The sequence below is a fragment of the Mangrovibacillus sp. Mu-81 genome (assembly GCF_036867415.1).
Classification (GTDB): domain Bacteria; phylum Bacillota; class Bacilli; order Bacillales; family Bacillaceae_B; genus Rossellomorea.
Map to the genome: position 1 here is coordinate 482,065 of NZ_JBAJHU010000001.1, position 20,650 is coordinate 502,714.

Below are 20,650 nucleotides of genomic sequence, written 5' to 3' on the forward strand. Positions count from 1 at the left end.
AAACAGGAGGTGTTAAAGTGAGCACAACAATGCTCTTTATAAACGGAGAAGTGATCACTGTTAATTCTGAATTTTCAGTAAGAGAAGCGATGGCGATTAAAGATAATAAGATTATCGCAGTGGGCTCGAATGAAGAAATCCTAGGGCTTGAGAGTGAAGAGCCGACCATTATCAATCTGGAGGGTAGAAGCATTCTGCCCGGTTTCATCGATGCGCATGCCCACCTCGAGCTCTACGGGACGAACAAGCTCGGGGTGAACGGCAAGGAAGCGGGGAGTATCAAGGAACTTCTTGTGAGACTGAAAGAGAAAGCGAAATCGACGCCTGAAGGAAAATGGATCAGGGGGTGGGGCTATAACCAGAATCAGTATGAGGAAGGCAGACATCTGACCCGTTGGGATCTGGATCAGGTGTCCACTGAACATCCGGTCATCGTTGTCCGTACGTGCGGACATATTTCCTGCGTGAACAGCAAAGCACTGGAGCTCGCTGGGATCGCCCCGCAAACGGAAGATCCTGCAGGCGGGAAATATGTACGGGAAAATGGAGAGCTGACCGGACTGCTGCTGGAATCTGCCCATATGAATATGTTTCTGTTTGCGAATTATTCAGAGGACGAGGTGCAAGAAGGGCTCGCTCTCGCTTCCGAAGATTATTTGGCAAAAGGGATCACGAGTGTCCATGATGCCGGCGGCTACGGACCCGACCACATCCGTTTTCTTCAAAAGGCCGTCTCGGCAAAACGGATCAAACAAAGAACCTATGCCTTGTACGGATCGCTGCATGACTCACCGGGAATGGTCGCGAAAGGACTCTCGAGCGGGATCGGGACCGGTCTCGGTGACGAGTGGATGAAAATCGGACCTGCCAAGGTCTTCATCGATGGAAGCAGCAGCGGTCCGACCGCCAAGACGAGGGAGCCTTATACAAGTAACCCGGAAGATTCGGGGATTCTTTACTTAAATCAAGAAGAGTTGAACAAGTCTCTTGGAAAAGCGCATCAAGCCGGCTGGCAGGTTACGGCGCATGCGATCGGTGACGAGGCAGTCGACATGATGATCGAGGCAATCAGGTCCGCGCTTGAAGATGAGCCGCGGCACGACCATCGACACCGGATTGAACATTCGGGCATGACTCCGCCGGATCTTATTCAGAAAATGAAAGATCTCGAGATCATCCCGATCCCGAATCCCGCCTTCATCTATGAATTCGGGGACGGATATGTGAGGGATTATGGTGACCGGGTGAACGTTATGTTTCCATTAAGAAGTTTTTCAGATAACGGCATCCCTTTTGCCATTGGATCTGACAGTCCGATTACGTCGGTCGACCCGATTCATGGCATCTACACGGCAGTCACAAGGAGAAGTAATTCCGGAAACAACATTGGAACCGGACAGCGGATCACCGTCCAGGAAGCGATCAAAGCCTACACGTGGAACGGGGCATATACCAGTTTCGAAGAACACTTGAAAGGCAGCATCGAACCCGGGAAATTAGCCGACCTGGTCGTCTTGAGTGGTTCGATTCTGACGTGCGAACCTGAAAGATTGCGAGAGTTAAAGGTTGAGCTCACCGTTTTAGATGGAAAGATCGAATACGCAGCAAAAAAGGAGGGCGTCATATGAGTAAAAGCAGATTTACTGCATTGTATTGCATTTCTCTAGGTATTCCGTTCTTATTATTAATCTTCCCATTGTTTTCAATCGGGAACAGGGCAACGCCGGTCGTGATGGGGATGCCATTCTCGGTGTTCTGGGTGATAATGTGGATCATCATTACCTTCTTGATCGTCCTGGCACTCTATCGAATCGATCCCGACAAAGATGAAGAGGAGGCAAACTAATGGCAGATTGGCAGATTGCAATGATCATGATGATCGGCTACCTGGTCATTGCACTCATCGTGGGTGTGATGGCGGGCAGGGGTCATGACAAGAATTCGCTGGATGAGTTTACGGTTGCGGGTGGAGGGCTCGGCCTGGTTGTGATGTGGTTCTTGATGGGCGGGGCTGTGTTCAGTGCCTTTTCCTTCCTGGGTGCTCCCGGTTGGGCGTTCTCGAAAGGGGCCCCTGCACTTTATATTTTGACTTATACCGCTTTTGCAATTCTCCCGTGGTACATTATCGGTCCGAAAATCGGCAAAATCGGCCGCAAGTTCAATATCTATACCGTTGCAGGCTTTATGAAAAAGCGATACGGCGGTAAAACGCTGCCAATTCTGATCGGGGTCATCGCTCTGCTTGCCTCGATTCAATATCTTGCCACACAGATGAAAGGAATGGCGTACATATTCAATATCATGACAGAGGGACGGATCCCGCTTTGGCTCGGTGCCCTGCTGGCATATGGAATCGTCGTCGTGTATGTCGCAACAGGCGGACTCCGGGCAGCCGCCTGGTCCGACGTCTTTCAGGGGCTCCTGATGATCATCATTTCCTGGGTCGTCGGCCTCGCCATCGTCAACCAGATACATGGAAGTGTCGGGGAAATGTTCACGAACCTCGTCCGCGACAACCCTCAATTCCTTGAAATCGGGAATGAAGGATCGACGATGTCAGGGACGGCCTATACAACAACGATTCTTGTGTCTCTGATCGGATTCTTGATGTGGCCGCATCTGTTCTCGAAATCATACGCGTCCAATGCACGTACAATCAAGAAGACGGTATTGGTCTATCCAATCTTTGCCCTGTTTCTGATCCCGCTTCTGTTCGTCGGATTTTCCGCAGTAAATGTGGTCAATCCTGCAGATGTCGGGGCACCGGATGAAATCCTTCCATACCTGATCACCACTGTCCTGAGTCTGCCGGGCTGGGTGTACGGACTGGTTGGAGCAGGAGCACTCGCAGCAGCGATGTCGACAGCCGATGCCATCACCCATAGTGCATCGCTCGAATTCACGGACGGCGTCATCAAGAACATGAAACCGGACCTTCCGGATAAAACGACGTTGTTCCTCATGAGAGCAGGCGTCTTTGTTGTCGGCGGCCTTGCATATGTCATCACCGTCTTCGGCGGACAGGGACTCATCGCTCTCCTGCTCGGAGCATACGGGTCTATCGTCCAATTCGCCCCTGGCGTCTACGGGGCCCTTTATTCGAAAAAAGTAACCGGCCCGGCCGTCATCACCGGCCTCATCGTCGGCACATTCGTTAATTACTACTACCAGCTTGTTGCCGAAACCACGCCATTCGACATCCACGCCGGCATCCTCGGCCTGATCTGCAACCTCATCATCGTCATCGCAATCAGCGCCTTCAGCCAGCAAAAGAGCGGAGAAATGGCGGAGAAATACCGTAATATCGGGTGAGACAGGGGGACAGGTTCCTTGTCCTGCCGGTGTGCCAGGTCCCTTGGCACAGCCAATAGCCATAAAGAAAAGCAGGTCTTCTCCAACAGAGTTAGATCTGCTTTTTGATGAAATTCAATTTGCGGGGGTTATTAGTCAGTACTCCTATAATCCGCCAAGTAACTATATCTAAGAATGGCAACATCAGTAAAAAGTTTAGTGCCCCAATGTTTCCTTTCCCCATTTGTAAAGTGGACCGCAATGGTTAGGGATTTCCTGCCAAACTAATAACAAATGGACTAAATGATACCCTGATAAGGAAACAAAAATGAAAGTGATTATGCTCTTAACCCTGTAAATTACAAGGTCTTATATTATACTTGAAATAAATCTAAAGGAAAGCAGAAGTGTCTTATCAATGAATGATTATTTAAAATCAGATTGTAATAATTGTTTCGGGTTATGTTGTGTAGCCTTACCCTATGCGAGATCAGCAGATTTTCCATACAATAAAGATAGTGGGGAGCCCTGTCGAAATTTATGTTCAGATAATCGTTGTAATATACATGATCAATTGAGAGAAAAAGAGTTTCGTGGCTGCGTTTCTTATGAGTGTTTTGGGGCTGGACAACATGTCTCACAGACTATCTATGATGGTGATGATTGGAGAAATAACTCAGAGCGTGCCACAGAAATGTTCGCGGTATTTCCACTCGTTCAACAACTTCACGAAATGCTATGGTATCTCAATCAAGCTCTAAGCTTAAGGGAATCACAATCATTTCATTCCAGCCTGCAAAACATCTATGAAGAAACGTTAAAATTGACGGAGAGAGAGCCAGAAGAAATTTTAGCGTTAGACATTGCCGCACATAGAAGTAAAGTGAATCAATTATTGCTAAAGACTAGTGAAGTATTTCGGGATGGTCTAATTAAACAAAGTAAAAAGAAAAAAATAAAGAAGAATCATTCAGACTACTTAGGAGCTAATCTTAAAGGGGAAAACCTGCAAGGGGTCAATCTTCGGGGAGCACTATTGATAGCAGCGAATTTAAGTCATTCTGATTTAAGAAAAGCTGATTTTATAGGGGCCGACCTCAGAGATGCAGATCTTAGCCATGCGAACTTAACAGGGGCTATTTTTCTAACACAATCTCAATTGAATTCAGCGAAAGGCAATATCCATACGAAAATACCAGACTATCTAGAAAAGCCAGATCATTGGTTGAATTAAATTAGCAATATAGATTTGGTACCCGATTTGCTGTACAGAACAGGAATTACAGAGTTACAAACAGAACTATTAAAAAGAAAGATAGAGTGTAATAAACAAAAGGAGATCGATAAAATGGATGTTTTCATAAGCCAGTATGAGTGGATACGCCGCACCAGGGAATTATTATTTAGTTATTGCGAAACCATGTCACAAGCAGATTATGTTAAAGAACTTGAATCCTTCGGAGGAGATTCAATCCGCAGTCTGCATGCTCATGTAGCTGATTGTTACCGGGTATGGCTGGGAAGTCGGGCACTCGGCAGACCGCTTCCAAGAATAACTGCGGATTCCGCAGACAGCGTAAACGAAATGCGTAAAATTTTCAGAGAAACAGATGACCTGATTCACGATTTCCTGAATGAGTTTAAAGGTAAATGGGATAACACCGTCCAAGTATCGTTTGAGGAAGGTGAAACTACCGAGATATCTGCATTATGGCTGTTCACGCATACCGTCACACACGAATTTCACCATAAAGGACAGATTGTAAAGATAGGCAGACAGCTTGGGTATATTCCTCCGGATACGGATCTCATTGAACCTTAAATGTGTTGATACCAAAAGGGACGCGTTTATTTTGAACGTGTCTTTTTCTTGTTTTAAGTGTAATAAATGGAAAATATTTCTTGCGCAAAATAGAGATATTTGAAATGATTGGCAGTAAGTCATTAGTAGAAAAATAAATTGTGATGAGATTATTGGAGGTATATTCGTGTTTTTACTGTTTTTGATCCTTGCATCGAGCCTTCTTGGGTATCTATTAGTTCCATTAGATGAATTGGCTTAGTTCTGGCTTTTGGAATTATACTGGGATGCCTTATTAGAGGGCTTTATTTGTTAAAGGAGATTCAGCAACAACTTTTAAGGAAATAGAGATCTATGATTGCTCTTATAATGAATAAGGAGTAATAATTTGTTGAAACAAGGGAAAGGGATTAGCTACATTTGTAAAATGCAGCAATAAAAATATAACCTGTAAAACGGCAGTGGGAACTTATTCAATTCCCAAAACATTAAAGAACTAAGTGTAATACGTGTTGAGGTCCTTTAGGTCCCTCATATATTTGTTTTTCATCTGCAAAGCCGCTTTTCAGGTAGAGGTTTATAGCAGCTGTGTTCCTCTTGTTCACTCCAAGAACAATTTCATTAGTATCCGGGCTCACTTCATTGACGAAAGTCGGAAGCAGCTTCAGTCCTAGTTTTGCCAGTCCTTTACCCTGAAATTCTGCATTAATTGAGAATGAAGTTAAGACCATTGCTTTTGGGTTGTCACTGTACTTAAGAACCTTTTCACCATCTTCCAAGGCAAAATATCCTACGGGTTCATTATTACTCATGATTACTACATGGATAGAGCTATTGGAAAAACTCGGATTATTGATTTTATCTATAGGAAGGCTTGTAAATTCCAGCTGGACTTGAGGTAAATAAAAGTTTGATAGCTGACTGGTGTGTGCATCCGTATACTCAACTAGCTTTACTGTAGGATTTGAAGTATTCAATTCCAATAGTATCATCTCCATTATCTAGAAATTATCTCATAGAGTAGTATATCAGGAATATCTACCTAAATACGAGAAAATACTCGATATCTTGATCTGAGTCTATCGATTTTTCCCAACCGAGTTTATTATGTGAGGATGATTCATCTTGTCATTAGGATACTTTTTCCCTGATTTAGATAAAACCAATGAGGACCCGCTCTTGAATCTAATGCCGAATGGAGAAGGAACCATCTACAACGATGACACCCCGTTGAATTGGGAAAATCATAACTGTGAGTATTTCAGCTGAAGTTTCATGAATGATAGCACTAAAAATGAATATGTATATAAAAAGACTCATGGTACAAGTTCGATTATTGTACATCGTTTCTAAAGCTCTCGATTGGAGCTGGTCCTATGTATCGGAATAAGCGGAACCCGCTTGTGAATATTTCCATATTCATATTGATTTTCTTACTGATCATTCATGTCATTCGTTTCATTCTCCATGCGAAAGTTTACATCGTGTACAGCATGGGGCTTGGTCCTATCTTACTGATGGGATTGATTGTTTTTCTTATTGTGTATCTTTATTTGAAGGGTTGAATGTGGATGATGAAAAGCTGGGGTTCAGATAATACTGAGTTCCAGCTTTCTTCTTTTGTTTTAGAGCATTCCGGGATCAAAATTGAAATATTGATGTTGTTAGTAAATAGAAATTATTGGATAATATTAATAGATGTACTATTATAACAGCCAATTTGTTCAAAGAAAGATTATTAATCAAGCCTCAACTTTAATGGACAGTGTATATATCTAGAGGTGTCAAGGTTTACTTCTATCATGTTACTTCAAACTTTGGAGGAAAAGTATGTCAACTACAATGATTTATATGGTGAGACACGGAGATTCACCCAAGGAAGGTAATGAAAGAACAAGAGGGTTAACTGATAAGGGACAATTGGATGCACAACGAATAACGGACAGATTGAAAGAGGAAAACGTTGATGTTGTTGTGTCGAGTCCATACTTGCGCTCACTATTAACGGTTGAAAAAGCAGGACAGCAAATAGGGCAAGAAGTTGTAGTAATTGAAGATTTAAAAGAAAGAATATTTTCATCTGCTGCCGAACGAGTATCTGACAAGGACTTAGGACCGTTGTTAGAGAAGTCCTTTTCAGACCCGCAATACTCTTTACAAGGTGGAGAGTCAAATGCTGCTTGTCAAAAGAGGGCAATAAACGTATTGAAAAATCTATTGGATAAACACAGGGGAAAGAAAGTAGTGGTCGGTACTCACGGAGCGATTATGACGTTGATGATGAGCTATTACGATCGCAGCTTTGATTAGAAATTCTTGCATAGTACATCCAAACCGGATATTTATAGAATGGACTTCAATGGTCAGGAATTAGTGAATGTTCAAAGATTATGGGAGTTGCCAGCTACTTAATCGGTTGGAAAGTCAAGAGCGAAAGGGGGAGAAAAATGAGACATACCGGACTTAAAGCTGCTATGAAATTTATTGAAGAGGAATTTTCAAATTGTGATTTTGCTTTGCTTGCAGGCAGTGTTGCCAGAAATCAACAAACAGAAACGTCCGATCTTGATATCATTATTTTTGATGAGGAATTGCACCCTCACCGAGCAGGCTATGAACGATTTGGTTGGAAAATTGAGGCTTTTGTTCATACAAGAAGATCATATAAAAGCCAGCTGGAAAAAGAAAAGAAGCTAGGCAGACCAATCGCGGCCAATATGATACATGAAGGAATCCCTTTGAAAGAAGATGAGCGTATTCCTTTGTTGAAAAAAGAAGTTAAATCTTACTTGGAAGAAGGACCAGAACCATTATCAAAGGAATTCGTTGAAGCATCCAGGTACTTTATCTATGACTTGCTGGATGACTTTAAAGATTCAAAAAACGAAGATGAGGCAATATACACGCTTAATGTGCTATCAATACAATTTGGTGATTTTATCCTCAGATCTAACAATCAGTGGTCGGGACGGGGCAAAGGATTCGTTAGAGCGCTGAACAAATACAATGACATTCTTGCAAAAAGATATTTCGATTCTCTTCAGGCTTATTACAAGCACAAAAATAAAGAACCAATCATTAAGTTAGTCGACGAATTTTACTCTCCACTTGGCGGGCAGCTGCATGATGGTTTTAGGATGTAGCTGTTATCTTCGCAGCAGCTGATGTCGAATTATGAGTATCAAAAAGGAGGAGTAAGAATTGAAAAATAAAGTGGAAATTTTGAATAATAAAGAAAGACCAATTAACCCTATTGAACTCATTAAACTCTATAATGGGGCAGGTTGGTGGGAAGAAAGAACAGACCAAGATATCGAAGAGATGCTTAAACAGGGGGATTCAGTTGGTGCTTGGCACAACAGTGAACTAATAGGGTTTGCAAGAGCTGTATCAGATGGGAAATTCAGAGCATACATAGAAGATGTTGTCGTACATAAAGACTATCAAAACTCAGGTATTGGAACGAAGCTACTGGAACTATTATTAGCTGAACTTTCACACATAGATATCATTAGTTTGTTTTGTGAAGAAGATTTGATCCCGTTTTACGAAAAGAATAACTTTAAGTTTAGTAAATCTCATTTAGTGATGCATAGAAAATAATAAGAGCCGCAGGACCAGATACCATGGCAGCTTCTTATATAACCACAGAGCCTGTCCCGTTGGCTCACTGCTTATATTTCAGATACTCGAAGTTAGATGTGGGCACTTGCTTTATGATTTTTCCTGTTTCATCAGTATAGATTTCATATTCTCGGTACGTTTCAATTGTATAACCGTCTACTTGTTTCTTTTCTTCGAGAATGTATTGAAACTCAGCGACAATGGGGAGGATGTCTGAAGTTTTCTGATTTTCTTCAAAAAATATTTCCAGGCCGTCTGGAATCAATAACACTTCATTTGATTCTTGAGAATCTGAGCTTACTGCTGAATCTGCTTCGTCTTCCGGAGTAAAAGGGAATTGAAAAATTGCCCCGCTCTTAAGTGCAGGAATGAGTTCAATAACGTACACCGTTATAAGGATCATTCCAATCAGTATAATAATCTTCCTCACTATCATTCCCCCCTTATGTAGTCCTTATTACATTATGTTTGTCCATCTGGAAACATAACAAAAATCTTACTGAGTTTTGGATAGTAACGCTCACTTCGGCTCTTTTCGCATCCAAAAAAAGGAATATTCAGGTGCTATGCCGAAGTCTTTCAAATGAACATATAAAGGAGTGAGCATATTGGCTACTTGGGTGACCCACTTTAGGATTGCTGAGGAATTGTTAAAAACAGATATCCCTGTATCACCAATAGAGTTTTTGGTTGGCAACATTGGACCGGATTGCGGGCTTATCGGAGAGGATGGTGTCCCCAAGCCTCCAAAGGAGATTACACATTTCGAGGTTGAGGGGAGAATCAGCTCGGCTTCGTTTTACAAACAATATCTTAACGGAGGGAAAGAGTCCCAAACCCGTGAGTTCTCCTATTATCTTGGCTATTACATTCATCTTGTTACGGATGAAGGATGGCTTAAGCTCTTAGTGAGAAAGAAAAAGGAAAAACTGTATCAGGATATATTGAATTCTCCTGACTATGCTGGAATTGTGAAGAAAGACTGGTACGGGTTGGATTTCTTATATCTCAAGCATCATAAAGACAATATATTCTGGACGGAGTTTCAACATATCACAGATTTCCCGGAGTACTTGAGCTTCTTTAAGAAGGGGCAGACATTCGAACAGATTCGGAACATAACCGAATTCTATCAAACCAGCTCAATACCAGAAGATCACGAGTTTATTTATCTTACGGCAGCTGAAGTTGATGACTTTGTGGAAAGAACCTTACAAGAGGTCAAGGAACAATTGAACGAAAAGTTGAGGCTGCAGCTGGTTTAAGGAGATGTGATTCTATCGTAAGGACGATTGCCTGAATCGGGTGATCGTCCTTGTTTGATTATATTAAGGCAGGATAATGGAATAATATGTTAAAATTAGCGACAGAAGTAAAAAGGGGGAGATTACCATTAAGAGAGTCTATTTATTACACGGTTTTATGGGTACGGCAGAAACACATTTCTCAAATCAGGTATCCGGGCTGGGGGATCGTTATGAACTTATTCTTTTAGACCTGCCAGGGCACGGAAACTCTTTATTGGAGGCAGCTGAACAATACTTTGAAGAGGCTCTCAATTGGGTTGCGGCTCAAATCAGGGAAAAGGGAGAAGGGTATGTAATTGGTGTATCTTTAGGAGCATCACTGGCCATCCATGTTGCACGTAAAGAGCCGGAACTCGTGAAAGGAATCGTGCTGACTGGTTACTCACCATTCATCCCTGAAGAGTTAAAAGATGTTATGAAAAAGCAATATGAATACTTCCTGAATATTGAAGAAAACGATCCAAATATAGCGGAGCAATTTCAGACTTTGCACGGAGACAAGTGGAAGAAGACTATGAAGAATGTTCTCCAGACGATGACGTTTCATTATCCTGCTGCAGCTGAAGAGGACATTCGAAATATAAGAGTTCCAACACTCATTCTGAATGGCAGTAATGAATTACATGAAGTAGAGGCAGCTGCGTATCTCAAGAAACTGAATTATGGAGTGAATGTTGGGTTGATTCCTAACGCAGGGCATACGGCAAATATAGATCAGCCGGGAATATATAATAGAATGGTTGAGGGATTTTTCAAGGAGTAGATTAAGATGACAAATGAGGAGGCGACCGGTATCAGCGGTTATCATATTGGGGATATTTTATTTCTACTATTTAGTTTTGCATGCTTTGGACTGATTATTTCCCTTATTGTGACCTATTTCTGCTCATTGTCTAAACGGAGCAAACAACTTGATGCAATAGAGAGAAAAGTAGATTTGATTTATGAACATATGAAAAAAAGTGAATGAATAGCTGTTACGTGCGTCAGGATACGAAATAACATAAGCAGAATATAAAATGGGAACTATACATGGCTGGTATCCTTAATATGGGAAGTCTCACTCCGGGATATTATATCAAGATGGGAACCGTCTATTCTGGCAAATCGGAATGCTCTCATTCTTCATAGGTCTATTCTTACCATCTGGTTCAGGAAAAGTCAGGCGATTAATAACAGGTGAAATTGAATGGAAGATTAAATTAATATGAAGGAGCAATTTTATGGAAGAAAAAAAGTATTCCTGGTTAAGTTATGTGTCGATTGGATTAGGTGTTTCATTGATTTTACATCCTCTCTTCACTAACGTGTTTCCCAAATACTTCATGAAGCTGCAGTATATCGGCATTTCAATCACGATCGTATTTAGCGTTTTGGCTCTGCTGAAAAAGAATGAAAAGAAAACTGTCGCAGCAATCGGTTTGCTGCTTGCAGTTGTAATGGCAACATTTATTGGTGCCATGCTTTACATATCATTTAATAAGTATAGTCCGGTTTAAACCGACGGCACATCAAAATCAAAAATGAGGTTGAATAATGAATATCAGAAAACTAATCAAAGGTGAAAAACTTCCAATGGAATTGTTGTTATTGGCCGATCCTTCGGAGAAGATTGTTACGGAATATGTGAATAGAGGAGAATGTTACGTTGCTGAACAAAAGCAGAATATTATCGGAGTGTATGTTTTGCTTCCAACAAGACCCGAGACAATTGAATTGGTGAATGTGGCTGTTGCAGAGGAGCAGCATGGAAGAGGAATTGGAAAACAGCTGGTGATGAATGCGATCAAGACAGCCGGGACGAAAGGCTACAAAACAATTGAGGTAGGTACAGGAAACGCTGGCATTGGACAATTGGCTCTTTACCAAAAATGCGGATTCAGAATCGTCGGTGTTGATCTGGATTTCTTCATTAGGCACTACCCCGAAGAAATCTTTGAGAATGGAATACAGTGCAGGGATATGATTCGGTTGTCATTAGATTTGGAAAGCAGCCAGCATCATAAAGTGAGGTGAGGAAATGGACAAAAGCCTGATTTTTTAATTTACGTTAATCATTGTGGAGTATTGCTGTGATATCGCTGTGATATCTTCTATTTGGGATGCATAAGCATGTCCAGTAAATGAAGAAGGAATGAAACATGGCGTTTTGAATTTAATAGAAAGATCAGGAGGGACTGCATGATTTTTGTATTTGATCTAGATGGAACAATATGTTTTAAAGGACAACCTTTAAATTTCGAAATTTGTGAAGCATTGGATGTTTGTTTGCAGCATGGACATGAAATTATTTTTGCTTCAGCCCGGCCGATTCGAGATTTATTGCCTGTATTGCCTAAGAAATATCGCCAGTTTAGAATGGTAGGGGGAAATGGTGCGTTTACATATAATGATGAGAAAATCAGTGTACATACTTTTGCTCTTGAAATGGTCGAAGAAATTATACAGATCATCGAAGAATATAAACTTACATATTTAATAGACAGTGACTGGAACTATAGCTATACAGGAGATGTTCAACATCCAATTTACCGAAATCTTGATCCAGAAAAACGTGCGACAAATATGGAATTGGGACAACTGAAAAAGATAACTAAATGTTTATTGTTCACTGCTGACGATTTGATAAAAAAGAAGCTGGAGTGTTTACACTTGGAAGTATGCGAACATGGCCAGGAGGGGTTGCTGGACATTAGTCCGCTTGGAATACATAAGATGGAGGGACTAAGACGTTTAGGTATCCTCCCCGGAGAGTTTGTTGCATTCGGAAATGATCAAAATGACCTGGAATTATTCAAAAATGCCAAATACAGTGTTTGTGTAGGGGACCACCCAATAAAATCACATGCAAATCTTGTCGTCGAGATTGAAGGGGTTTCAACAGCTATTAGAAAGATGAGTGATTCCTATAAAAATTGTTTTGTGAATTCTTGATTTTATAATAAACCTGTTTGTCTGATTTGATTTGTAAAAATACGTAAGAAAAAAGATCGAATTTTGTTAACACAATCTTTATGAAGCTATACATCTACTAATACACAAGGTCAACATCTCTTTTCTAATATATAGTTGAATACATATTTAGATAGGAGATGAAGAACATGAGCAAAAAATTATTAATCGGTACAGGGGTAGCTTTTTCGTTATTATTCAGCACTTTCAGCCAGGCATTTGCAGAAGAGCCGGCAACGGGGGAAAAAAAGCAAGTGGATAATGTTGCACATCGCGGGGCAGCAGGGTATGCACCTGAAAATACGATTGCCGGTTTTGATCTGGCAGTTGATATGAAGGCAGATTATATCGAAATCGACGTTCAAAGAAGTAAAGATGGAGAATTGGTCATCATCCATGATACAACAGTGGATCGTACAACTGACGGAACGGGAAAAGTCGGAGATCTAACACTTCAACAGCTTCAACGTCTTGATGCCGGCAGCTGGAAAGGTGAATCGTTTACAGGAGAATCCATTCCTGCATTTGAAGAGATCCTTGACCGATACCACGGAAAAGTTGGTATTCTAATCGAATTGAAGGCTCCAGAACTGTACCCGGGAATCGAAGAACAAGTGGCCGAAGCATTGAAAGAGAGAAATCTTGATCAACCGCAAAATGAAAAGATCATCATTCAATCCTTTAACTTTCAATCAATGAAAAAAATGGACCAGATGCTGCCCAAAGTTCCAATCGGTGTGTTAACTTCCAACCGTGCACATACAACTGCGGAAGCCTTGCAAGAATTCTCATCCTATGCGGATTGGTTCAACCCAAGCTATGGAATCGTAACAGAAGGAGTAGTGGATAAGGTTCATGCCCTGGATATGCAAATCGGATCATGGACGGTACGAAGTCAAGAAGCAGCAGACTTTCTATTCGACATGAACGTCGACGCCATCATCACGGATTATCCCGATTATGTAGATCCTAGAAACTAATATACTTGTACAAAGGTGAAACCACGGGGGAACACATATCCCGTGGTTTTTCTTCTTCATAAAAATCCTCCGTGGATAAAAGGTAGTATAATCATCACATAAAATAAACCGTCTTCCCCAAAAGCTCCTCTATCCCTTCCCCTATCTTCCTGACGCCTTCCCCAATGTGCTGATCTTCAACCTGGGACACACTGATCCGGATGAGGTTTTCCTTCTTATAAGGAGGGAGATACATATCCGTCGCATCCTGGACAAGGACATTTTTTTTCTTGAGGTGATCGGCAAGGAATTTTGCTTTCATGCGTCCGGGCAGTTTGATGGTTGAGTAGAAACCTGACTCTGCTCCCGAGAAGGTTGTTCCTTTGGGCAGGTAATCAAGGCAGGCCTGTTTTAAAATCATTCCTTTTCTTTTGTATTGTTGTCTTAACTGTTGGATGTGGGTATGGTACATGCCGCTTTCGAGGTAGATCTCCAGCGCACCTTGTGTGAGAACGGGTGTGTGAACATCGGCTGCGAATTTCGCTTTCGTGAAGTCCTCAATCATTGTCTCGGGGAGGACTGCAGTACCGAGCCTTAAGCCGGGGAGAAGGACTTTGGAGAAACTTTTTGTATAGATCACTCTGCCGGATGGGTCGTAAGCGAACATGGGATCCGCCTTTCTCCTTGTATCAAGATCTCCCATATAATCGTCTTCAATGATGTACACATCATACATTTGCGCGAGTTCTACCATTCTCTTTTTCTCCTCATTTGAATAACAGTAGCCAGTTGGATTCTGGAACCTCGATACTGTGTAAAAACATTTGATGCTTCGGTTGCTGAACATCTCTTCCAAGTGATCAAGGTTGATACCTTGATCCGTCATCTCTATGCCTGCAAAAGGTAAACCCCTGGATGTGATCGAATCTATAAAACTAAAGTGCGTAGGTTGTTCCACACAGATTTCCTTTTTCCCGTTCGGAAAGGGCAGGGAGACAAGGAGGTCCAGTGCCTGCTGAGATCCTGTTACAACAGCTATTCTTGCAGGATCTGCAAACACTTGAAGATCCTGCAGCTGCCTGGAGAGCTGATGGCGGAGAGAAAGGAGACCAAGCGGCTCTGAGTATTGAAACATTTTTTCTTTATAAAGATCGATTGCCTGATTCATACAATGCTGATAATCCCTGTATGGCATTTTACTGCGGTCGGGTCCGGCAGATGAAAAATCGATCAGCCCGGACGGCTGGCTTTGTTGCTTCGAAGAGGTTCCCACAAGAAAGTAACCGCTTTTTGGAACAACATATACTTTGTGTTCTTTCTCAAGCTCTGTATACGCTTTGAGGATCGAATTGATACTGCATTGAAGTTCTTTCGACAGTGCTCGGACAGATGGGAGTCTTTCACCAGGCATAAGACTGCCATCCGCAATTCTCGTTTCGATTTCCTTTATGATTTCTTCATATTTCATCAGCAAAATGGTCATCTCCTTTGTTCTGTATGGGTACAGATGGGAAAAACAACGCTTTCTGTCTTCAATGTAGTTGCTTATAGTATAGGGTATCAACAGGAATCGAACATCATGAGATATTCCTATTATGCGGGGAGGATGTAAGATGAAGGTATGGAGAGCAGCTATACTGCTATTATTGGCATTCGCACTGGTTTTTTCAGGAACGGCAGCATCCGTTGCCAAACAGTCAAAGGAACTGAAGATTGAAGAGTTCTATAACGGGAAAGAGGGCACGATGGTGCTGACAAATCTTAAGAATGACAACACTTACGTCTATAACGAAAAAAGAAGCACCCAGAAACTTACTCCGGAATCAACTTTTAAAGTGCCTAACGCGCTAATCGGTTTGCAAACGAGCGCAGTGAGAGATGAGTACGAGGTAAAGCGTTGGGATGGGATTGTGAGGGAATTCGAAACATGGAACCGTGATCACTCTTTGGCATCTGCGATGAGGGAGTCGGCCATATGGTATTATCAGGATATGGCAAGGGATATCGGGGAAACTGGAATGCAAGAATACGTGAATGAAATAGGATACGGCAACCAGGACATATCAGGCGGAATTGATTTATTCTGGCTGGACAGCTCACTGAAGATATCAGCCGTTGAACAGGCACGGTTTATGAAAAAGCTTGTCCAGGAAACCTTGCCCTTCGAAGAAAAACATCAAAAAACAGTAAAAAGAATGATGATACAGGACGAACAGGATGCATATATCCTGCACGGAAAAACCGGTACAAGATTGTCAGACTTTGGGTTGGGGTGGTATATCGGATACGTTGAGACGAAAAAAGAAACATGGGTCTTTGCAGTCAATATTAACGGAAGTGGAACTGAGGCGAAAAATATAGCCATTGAGACTTTGAAGAAACAACATATTATAAAGTAAGAAATCTAGGAAGTATGGAAAGTGACCTGATCTGGAGAATATAGAGTGTAGTGTAGAGGCAGGGATTGAGATGGCGGCAGATAATGAAATAGAAGAATATACGTATACAAAGGTTTTAGGGATTATCGTAGGTATGTTAGTCATAATTGCAGGAGCCGGGTTTGGTTTATTGTTTTTTATAGGAATGGGCTTATCAAGAGCATGGAATACAGGATATGAATTTTCCTCAGCAGGCTGGTCACCAATGCTGATTCTTATCATCGTTCCAGTTTTCGGTCTTATTACCATGATTGGAGGATTCAAGCTCAAAAGTAAAGCCGGGGCTATATTTTATATAGTATTTTGTATATTGCTTGGCATCGGCTTTATTGTGACCGCTTTTATTTCTTTCGGTGCGCTGGGGGTTAAAAGTGAAATTTTCCTATTATGTATCGGAATGATTTACTTAGGGCTTGGTTATCTAGCGATTAATAAGAGATAGGAGAACCAGCAGGACCTGTCCTATGATACAATAATAGATATTTCCATAATAGAAAGGGTAAAGATACATATACTTTACTAAAAGGTGGTGCAGAAATGTCAATAAAACTCAACGGTGCTGCTTACCTTCTTGGAGGTATGCTGCTTTTATCTGCCTGCAGCCAGGACGGGGCGGAACCAGAAAAGGAAGACCCTGAGACTACGGAAGAGAGTCAAACGGAGACCTCACCGGATATGAACGATAAAGAATCTGCCACTGGGAATGAGGAAGCCAAGGAGACTGAGGAAGCCAAGGAGACTGAGGATTCCAATGAACCCAATAAACCTGAGAAGGAAGCAGACGGCATAGAGGAGAAGCAATATGATTCAGCTGAGGAAGCGGCTGCAGCCATCGAAGGATATAGGAAAGTAGAGCAGACAAACATTGACCTCGGTCATGGAATTCAAGGATTTCAGGAAGGGGCAGCCGGTCATGAGTATATATCCTGGAATGAAGGCCGTTGGCTGATTGAGCTCGACTTCCCAACTGATCCGCAATACATCATAGATGGGTATGAAGGTGGAAGTGAGATGGCGAAGAAAGTCGTTGAATACTTGGAATCCCATTACTTGCCCGCCCCTCACGATATCGGAATGATCACAATCAACGGATATAAAGAACACCCGGAAACAGTGATAAAGTGGCAGGAGGGAAAAACGGTTTATACCATTACCTCGAAAAAAGAGGAACCTTTCGATGCACTGGAGACAGCGGTTGAGTCTGAGGGGAATTAGCAGTTTAGGCGGCGGGAAACCCGTTGCCTTTTTTTTATAGATAAGGATTGAGTTCTCCTTGGTAATTTGAAATAATTGGTAGTGAATGTTTGGAGGATGATAAAAAAATTCGAGAGGAGAATACAAAGTTGGAAAAAATGAATCCGATTACATTTAAAGGTGTAAAAGAAGTTGAAGAAAAGAAGTTAGTTGGATTTCGAGTGATATGCAAAGATATGACTGGTTATGGCCAAGAGATTCCTAAAGCTTCTATGTTATTAAATCACCGTAAAAATGAAATTAAACACCTGGTCGAACCAGTTAAGCTTATCGGGACTTTTAAAGCTGAAGAAATTTCAGAAGAGGACGATGGGTACTGGGTTTGTTATGAGGTTCATGATATTGAGGTTCTGCCTGAAGGAATGGTTAGTTTGGTTGTCCCTGCACAGAAGTATGCGGTCTTAAACTTTAAAGGGAATGCTTCAGAGATTTTTCAGGTATATACTCATTTGCACAAATGGATTGAAGAGAACGATTTTACGAGAATACCAGATAAGTGGTCATTAGAAATCTACTCAAACTGGTCGGAAAATGAAGATCATGTGGAGCTGTGTGACCCGATCTTTTAGCGGGTTTTAGGCTTTAACCGAGAACCCTTGTGACTTCAGTCATGGGTTGTTGAGACGTAAATCATCTTCACTTACAAATTAGAATAAACTAAGTTATAAACGATCTATATTATCGATTGAACAAAAAGGGGGGATGATATGTTCTTATTCATTGCATTGGCACTGCTCTTTCTAAATGTCGCGTTTCTTATTCTGAAGATCGTGGCTCCTTACTCGGAGATGATGAATTCGTTCAAAACGGTTAATGGATTCTGGAAAGCACAAGCGGCTTGTTTGGCTTGTGTGGTGCTCTTTGTCTATCTCCATTATTCAGGGGAAGGAAGGGCTAAATGGCATACCAGCCCTGATTATGTTTCAGAAGGCAATTTGTATTTGGGCGATGAGAAGGGAAGCATCGAATACAATTCATTAGTGGTGGAGGAAGAAAATTTCGAGACGAACCTGATCTTACCCGATAAAGCTATAGGGGCAGATAAAGTACGTCTTCTGTTTACTCACGATGGCCATGGGAAAATAGAACCCAGGGCGGTGTCTCAAACAAATGAGAAAGAACAACCAGTTACGCTTTGGTTCCCTGAAAGCGGGAAGTGGAGAATGGAGTTCGAAATAGACGGTGCCGTCTACTCTTCTGTTGTGCTGCCGGTTAAAGAGAAATAATCGAACCACGGGGAATGATTCCGTGGTTTTTTGTGCAATGAATGTGCCGAGGGACCTGTACCTGTGTACTATTGGTAGAAAATGTTCAATTTTTATGTATAACCATTGATATAGAAGGATATTCATTCATAAACGCGAATAAGGAATATATCCAGAAATATAAAGGAGCGTATTTTTATGAGTGTAATGAGTGATATATTCCTTAATCATGAACAAGTTTCGAGATATTTAACGGATCACAGGGAGGATTTCAAGCAAAAACTCCTATCTGAAGCTGTAAACGTTGGCAGCAAAATCAATGAGATTCTGGAAAAAGGAAACATTGATTTATTAAAAAATGCAGAAATTTTAGCTCGCTATATCGTTGAAAACAAAGATGAGAGATTAGTGGAATTTGCGAAAGTAGAGGGTATTGCCTGGGCACAACATGCTCTTACACTGGAATTCAAACTGGAGTGGGTACATGCAATCAGAAGAACGTTATGGCATTTTCTTTATCAATATGATCAGCTGAATGAGGATAACGAATCTTCACGGAAGAAATTTTTTGGATTGGAAAAAAGAATCAATGACAGCGTTGATCAGTTCCTGAACAATTTCTTTATCAGTTATTCTGATTACAAAGATGACCTGCTATTGTCGCAGAAAAAGCTGGTGGAGAATCTATCGGCCCCGATCATCCCGATCAATAACTCGATTGCAGTATTGCCTTTAATTGGTATGATGGATGCTCACAGGGTGAACAGACTGGAAGAAAAAGTGTTGATGGGAATCAGTTCTATGAGAATCCAGACGCTTATTATAGATTTATCGGGTATAGCGGAAATGGAAATGAACGTTATTCATCAATTTGATAAAATTTTAAATGGGGTTAGTATGATGGGTTGCAAATCTGTCCTTACAGGACTGCGGGTTGAACTTGTCAGAGAAATAGTTTCAGCAGGAGTGTCATTTGGCTGTCAAGTAGACACAAAGGGGACACTGCAGCAAACCCTGAAAGAACATCTGAATATATAATTATAAATGGAGCCACAGGGACAGTCCCATGGCATTTATTTGCGGGGAAGAGCCATGGGATATATGGTTCTAACTATAAGTAATCAAACAGAAGTAAATAACTCGCTGAGATGATAACAGAAAGAATTAATGCCCGAAGCTTATGGATATAATGAAGGCGAATCATTGGAAACATGATCACAATAAATAGAAAAGACCACCAGAGGTTCCAACCATTATGGTATGTCAATATTCTAAAATGGGAAGCAATCCATTCAGCTGCCAAAAACAAAACAACCCACTTTACATAATAGGCGATTCGAAGTCTGAACTGATCGGGAAAATTAGATAAAAATACAAAGCATATTAGCGGATTGATAATTAAGTTATGAATCAAATGCACGCCCATCAAATTTAAAAGACCTCTCTCAAGTTCCCATAAGTGAAAATGGCTGTGTGAAATAAACTCATAAACAAAAGATGAGAGGGATGTATAAAGCATGGTAGGGTAGTATTTCTCCCAGTTTTTCCAATCGCCTTTGAAATAAGCGAGTACGATGACCAATATACCAATTATACAGTTCATATCATTTCCTCCTTGATGTTATTAGCATTGTCATTTTTTTACAATAAATACCTATTAAACCACGGGGACAGGGCCTGCGGCTATTTTTTTTGCGAAGAAAGTACCAAGAAACCTATCCATGTGGTCTTTTGAGATTTTTTAATATTTTCTGACTGATGCATAGGGAAATTATGTTAAAATCAAACCGAGAAGTGAGACAGGACTGGAAAAAGGAGG

Annotated in this window: 26 protein-coding genes and 1 pseudogene; 23 read left to right on the forward strand and 4 right to left on the reverse strand. The window is 41.4% G+C overall.

Going from position 1 to position 20,650, the window contains the following annotated elements; translation table 11 throughout:
• Nucleotides 1-17 precede the first annotated feature (17 nt).
• From V6B33_RS02460 to V6B33_RS02480, 5 genes are all read left to right on the forward strand, one after another.
• Nucleotides 18-1,628 (forward strand): amidohydrolase, encoded by a 1,611-nt coding sequence (locus V6B33_RS02460; protein ID WP_334216148.1) that lies wholly within the window; start codon nt 18-20, stop codon nt 1,626-1,628.
• Nucleotides 1,625-1,846, forward strand: coding sequence for a DUF3311 domain-containing protein (locus tag V6B33_RS02465; protein WP_334216149.1), 222 nt, complete (start codon nt 1,625-1,627; stop codon nt 1,844-1,846). The genes V6B33_RS02460 and V6B33_RS02465 overlap by 4 nt, the downstream gene beginning before the upstream one ends.
• A complete protein-coding gene (locus tag V6B33_RS02470; RefSeq protein WP_334216150.1) occupies nt 1,846-3,312 on the forward strand; it encodes a sodium:solute symporter family protein in 1,467 nt (488 codons plus the stop codon). The genes V6B33_RS02465 and V6B33_RS02470 overlap by 1 nt, the downstream gene beginning before the upstream one ends.
• A gap of 397 nt (nt 3,313-3,709) precedes the next feature.
• Nucleotides 3,710-4,525, forward strand: a complete 816-nt coding sequence (locus V6B33_RS02475; RefSeq protein WP_334216151.1) for a pentapeptide repeat-containing protein — start codon at nt 3,710-3,712, stop codon at nt 4,523-4,525.
• 114 nt (nt 4,526-4,639) lie between these two features.
• The gene (locus tag V6B33_RS02480) at nt 4,640-5,113 is read left to right on the forward strand and encodes a DinB family protein (protein ID WP_334216152.1); all 474 of its coding nucleotides are present in this window, start codon (nt 4,640-4,642) and stop codon (nt 5,111-5,113) included.
• A 467-nt stretch (nt 5,114-5,580) separates the two neighbouring features.
• Here the strand turns inward: V6B33_RS02480 and V6B33_RS02485 are convergent, their stop codons facing one another.
• Nucleotides 5,581-6,075, reverse strand: coding sequence for a GNAT family N-acetyltransferase (locus V6B33_RS02485; protein WP_334216153.1), 495 nt, complete (start codon nt 6,073-6,075; stop codon nt 5,581-5,583).
• A 142-nt stretch (nt 6,076-6,217) separates the two neighbouring features.
• On the opposite strand from V6B33_RS02485, the gene V6B33_RS02490 reads away from it, so the two are divergent.
• The 5 genes and pseudogenes from V6B33_RS02490 to V6B33_RS02510 all read left to right on the forward strand — a co-directional run bounded on the left by V6B33_RS02490 (nt 6,218) and on the right by V6B33_RS02510 (nt 8,695).
• Nucleotides 6,218-6,361 (forward strand): hypothetical protein, encoded by a 144-nt coding sequence (locus tag V6B33_RS02490; RefSeq protein ID WP_334216154.1) that lies wholly within the window; start codon nt 6,218-6,220, stop codon nt 6,359-6,361.
• A gap of 107 nt (nt 6,362-6,468) precedes the next feature.
• Complete coding sequence (locus V6B33_RS02495) at nt 6,469-6,657, forward strand: hypothetical protein (RefSeq protein WP_334216155.1); 189 nt, start codon at nt 6,469-6,471, stop codon at nt 6,655-6,657.
• Nucleotides 6,658-6,943: 286 nt separating this feature from the next.
• A pseudogene (locus tag V6B33_RS02500) lies at nt 6,944-7,504 on the forward strand (histidine phosphatase family protein).
• Nucleotides 7,505-7,539: 35 nt separating this feature from the next.
• On the forward strand, nt 7,540-8,235 hold the full coding sequence (locus V6B33_RS02505) for a nucleotidyltransferase domain-containing protein (RefSeq protein ID WP_334216156.1): 696 nt from the start codon (nt 7,540-7,542) through the stop codon (nt 8,233-8,235).
• A 58-nt stretch (nt 8,236-8,293) separates the two neighbouring features.
• Complete coding sequence (locus tag V6B33_RS02510) at nt 8,294-8,695, forward strand: GNAT family N-acetyltransferase (protein ID WP_334216157.1); 402 nt, start codon at nt 8,294-8,296, stop codon at nt 8,693-8,695.
• Between the two features lie 64 nt (nt 8,696-8,759).
• Here the strand turns inward: V6B33_RS02510 and V6B33_RS02515 are convergent, their stop codons facing one another.
• Nucleotides 8,760-9,146 (reverse strand): hypothetical protein, encoded by a 387-nt coding sequence (locus V6B33_RS02515; protein ID WP_334216158.1) that lies wholly within the window; start codon nt 9,144-9,146, stop codon nt 8,760-8,762.
• Nucleotides 9,147-9,324: 178 nt separating this feature from the next.
• Between V6B33_RS02515 and V6B33_RS02520 the strand changes: the two genes are divergently transcribed.
• From V6B33_RS02520 to V6B33_RS02550, 7 genes are all read left to right on the forward strand, one after another.
• Nucleotides 9,325-9,981, forward strand: coding sequence for a zinc dependent phospholipase C family protein (locus V6B33_RS02520; RefSeq protein WP_334216159.1), 657 nt, complete (start codon nt 9,325-9,327; stop codon nt 9,979-9,981).
• Between the two features lie 127 nt (nt 9,982-10,108).
• A complete protein-coding gene (locus tag V6B33_RS02525; protein WP_334216415.1) occupies nt 10,109-10,786 on the forward strand; it encodes an alpha/beta fold hydrolase in 678 nt (225 codons plus the stop codon).
• Nucleotides 10,787-10,792: 6 nt separating this feature from the next.
• Entirely contained in the window at nt 10,793-10,993 is a 201-nt protein-coding gene (locus tag V6B33_RS02530) for a DUF4083 domain-containing protein (protein ID WP_334216160.1), read from the forward strand.
• A gap of 253 nt (nt 10,994-11,246) precedes the next feature.
• Nucleotides 11,247-11,522, forward strand: a complete 276-nt coding sequence (locus V6B33_RS02535; protein WP_334216161.1) for a hypothetical protein — start codon at nt 11,247-11,249, stop codon at nt 11,520-11,522.
• A gap of 37 nt (nt 11,523-11,559) precedes the next feature.
• Nucleotides 11,560-12,039, forward strand: a complete 480-nt coding sequence (locus tag V6B33_RS02540) for a GNAT family N-acetyltransferase (protein WP_334216162.1) — start codon at nt 11,560-11,562, stop codon at nt 12,037-12,039.
• 165 nt (nt 12,040-12,204) lie between these two features.
• The gene (locus V6B33_RS02545) at nt 12,205-12,957 is read left to right on the forward strand and encodes an HAD-IIB family hydrolase (RefSeq protein ID WP_334216163.1); all 753 of its coding nucleotides are present in this window, start codon (nt 12,205-12,207) and stop codon (nt 12,955-12,957) included.
• Between the two features lie 167 nt (nt 12,958-13,124).
• Entirely contained in the window at nt 13,125-13,955 is an 831-nt protein-coding gene (locus tag V6B33_RS02550) for a glycerophosphodiester phosphodiesterase (protein ID WP_334216164.1), read from the forward strand.
• Between the two features lie 94 nt (nt 13,956-14,049).
• Here V6B33_RS02550 and V6B33_RS02555 read toward each other — a convergent pair whose 3' ends face one another.
• Complete coding sequence (locus tag V6B33_RS02555; RefSeq protein WP_334216416.1) at nt 14,050-15,402, reverse strand: aminotransferase-like domain-containing protein; 1,353 nt, start codon at nt 15,400-15,402, stop codon at nt 14,050-14,052.
• A 145-nt stretch (nt 15,403-15,547) separates the two neighbouring features.
• On the opposite strand from V6B33_RS02555, the gene blaOXA reads away from it, so the two are divergent.
• From blaOXA to V6B33_RS02585, 6 genes are all read left to right on the forward strand, one after another.
• Entirely contained in the window at nt 15,548-16,333 is a 786-nt protein-coding gene (blaOXA, locus tag V6B33_RS02560) for a class D beta-lactamase (RefSeq protein ID WP_334216165.1), read from the forward strand.
• A 70-nt stretch (nt 16,334-16,403) separates the two neighbouring features.
• Nucleotides 16,404-16,814 (forward strand): hypothetical protein, encoded by a 411-nt coding sequence (locus tag V6B33_RS02565; protein WP_334216166.1) that lies wholly within the window; start codon nt 16,404-16,406, stop codon nt 16,812-16,814.
• A 95-nt stretch (nt 16,815-16,909) separates the two neighbouring features.
• Nucleotides 16,910-17,587: a hypothetical protein gene (locus tag V6B33_RS02570; protein WP_334216167.1), complete on the forward strand. Its 678-nt coding sequence runs from the start codon at nt 16,910-16,912 to the stop codon at nt 17,585-17,587.
• A 137-nt stretch (nt 17,588-17,724) separates the two neighbouring features.
• On the forward strand, nt 17,725-18,195 hold the full coding sequence (locus tag V6B33_RS02575; protein ID WP_334216417.1) for a GyrI-like domain-containing protein: 471 nt from the start codon (nt 17,725-17,727) through the stop codon (nt 18,193-18,195).
• 138 nt (nt 18,196-18,333) lie between these two features.
• A complete protein-coding gene (locus V6B33_RS02580) occupies nt 18,334-18,852 on the forward strand; it encodes a hypothetical protein (protein ID WP_334216168.1) in 519 nt (172 codons plus the stop codon).
• Nucleotides 18,853-19,038: 186 nt separating this feature from the next.
• Nucleotides 19,039-19,869, forward strand: a complete 831-nt coding sequence (locus V6B33_RS02585; RefSeq protein ID WP_334216418.1) for an STAS domain-containing protein — start codon at nt 19,039-19,041, stop codon at nt 19,867-19,869.
• A 73-nt stretch (nt 19,870-19,942) separates the two neighbouring features.
• Here V6B33_RS02585 and V6B33_RS02590 read toward each other — a convergent pair whose 3' ends face one another.
• On the reverse strand, nt 19,943-20,434 hold the full coding sequence (locus tag V6B33_RS02590) for a CBO0543 family protein (protein ID WP_334216169.1): 492 nt from the start codon (nt 20,432-20,434) through the stop codon (nt 19,943-19,945).
• Nucleotides 20,435-20,650: the final 216 nt, after the last annotated feature.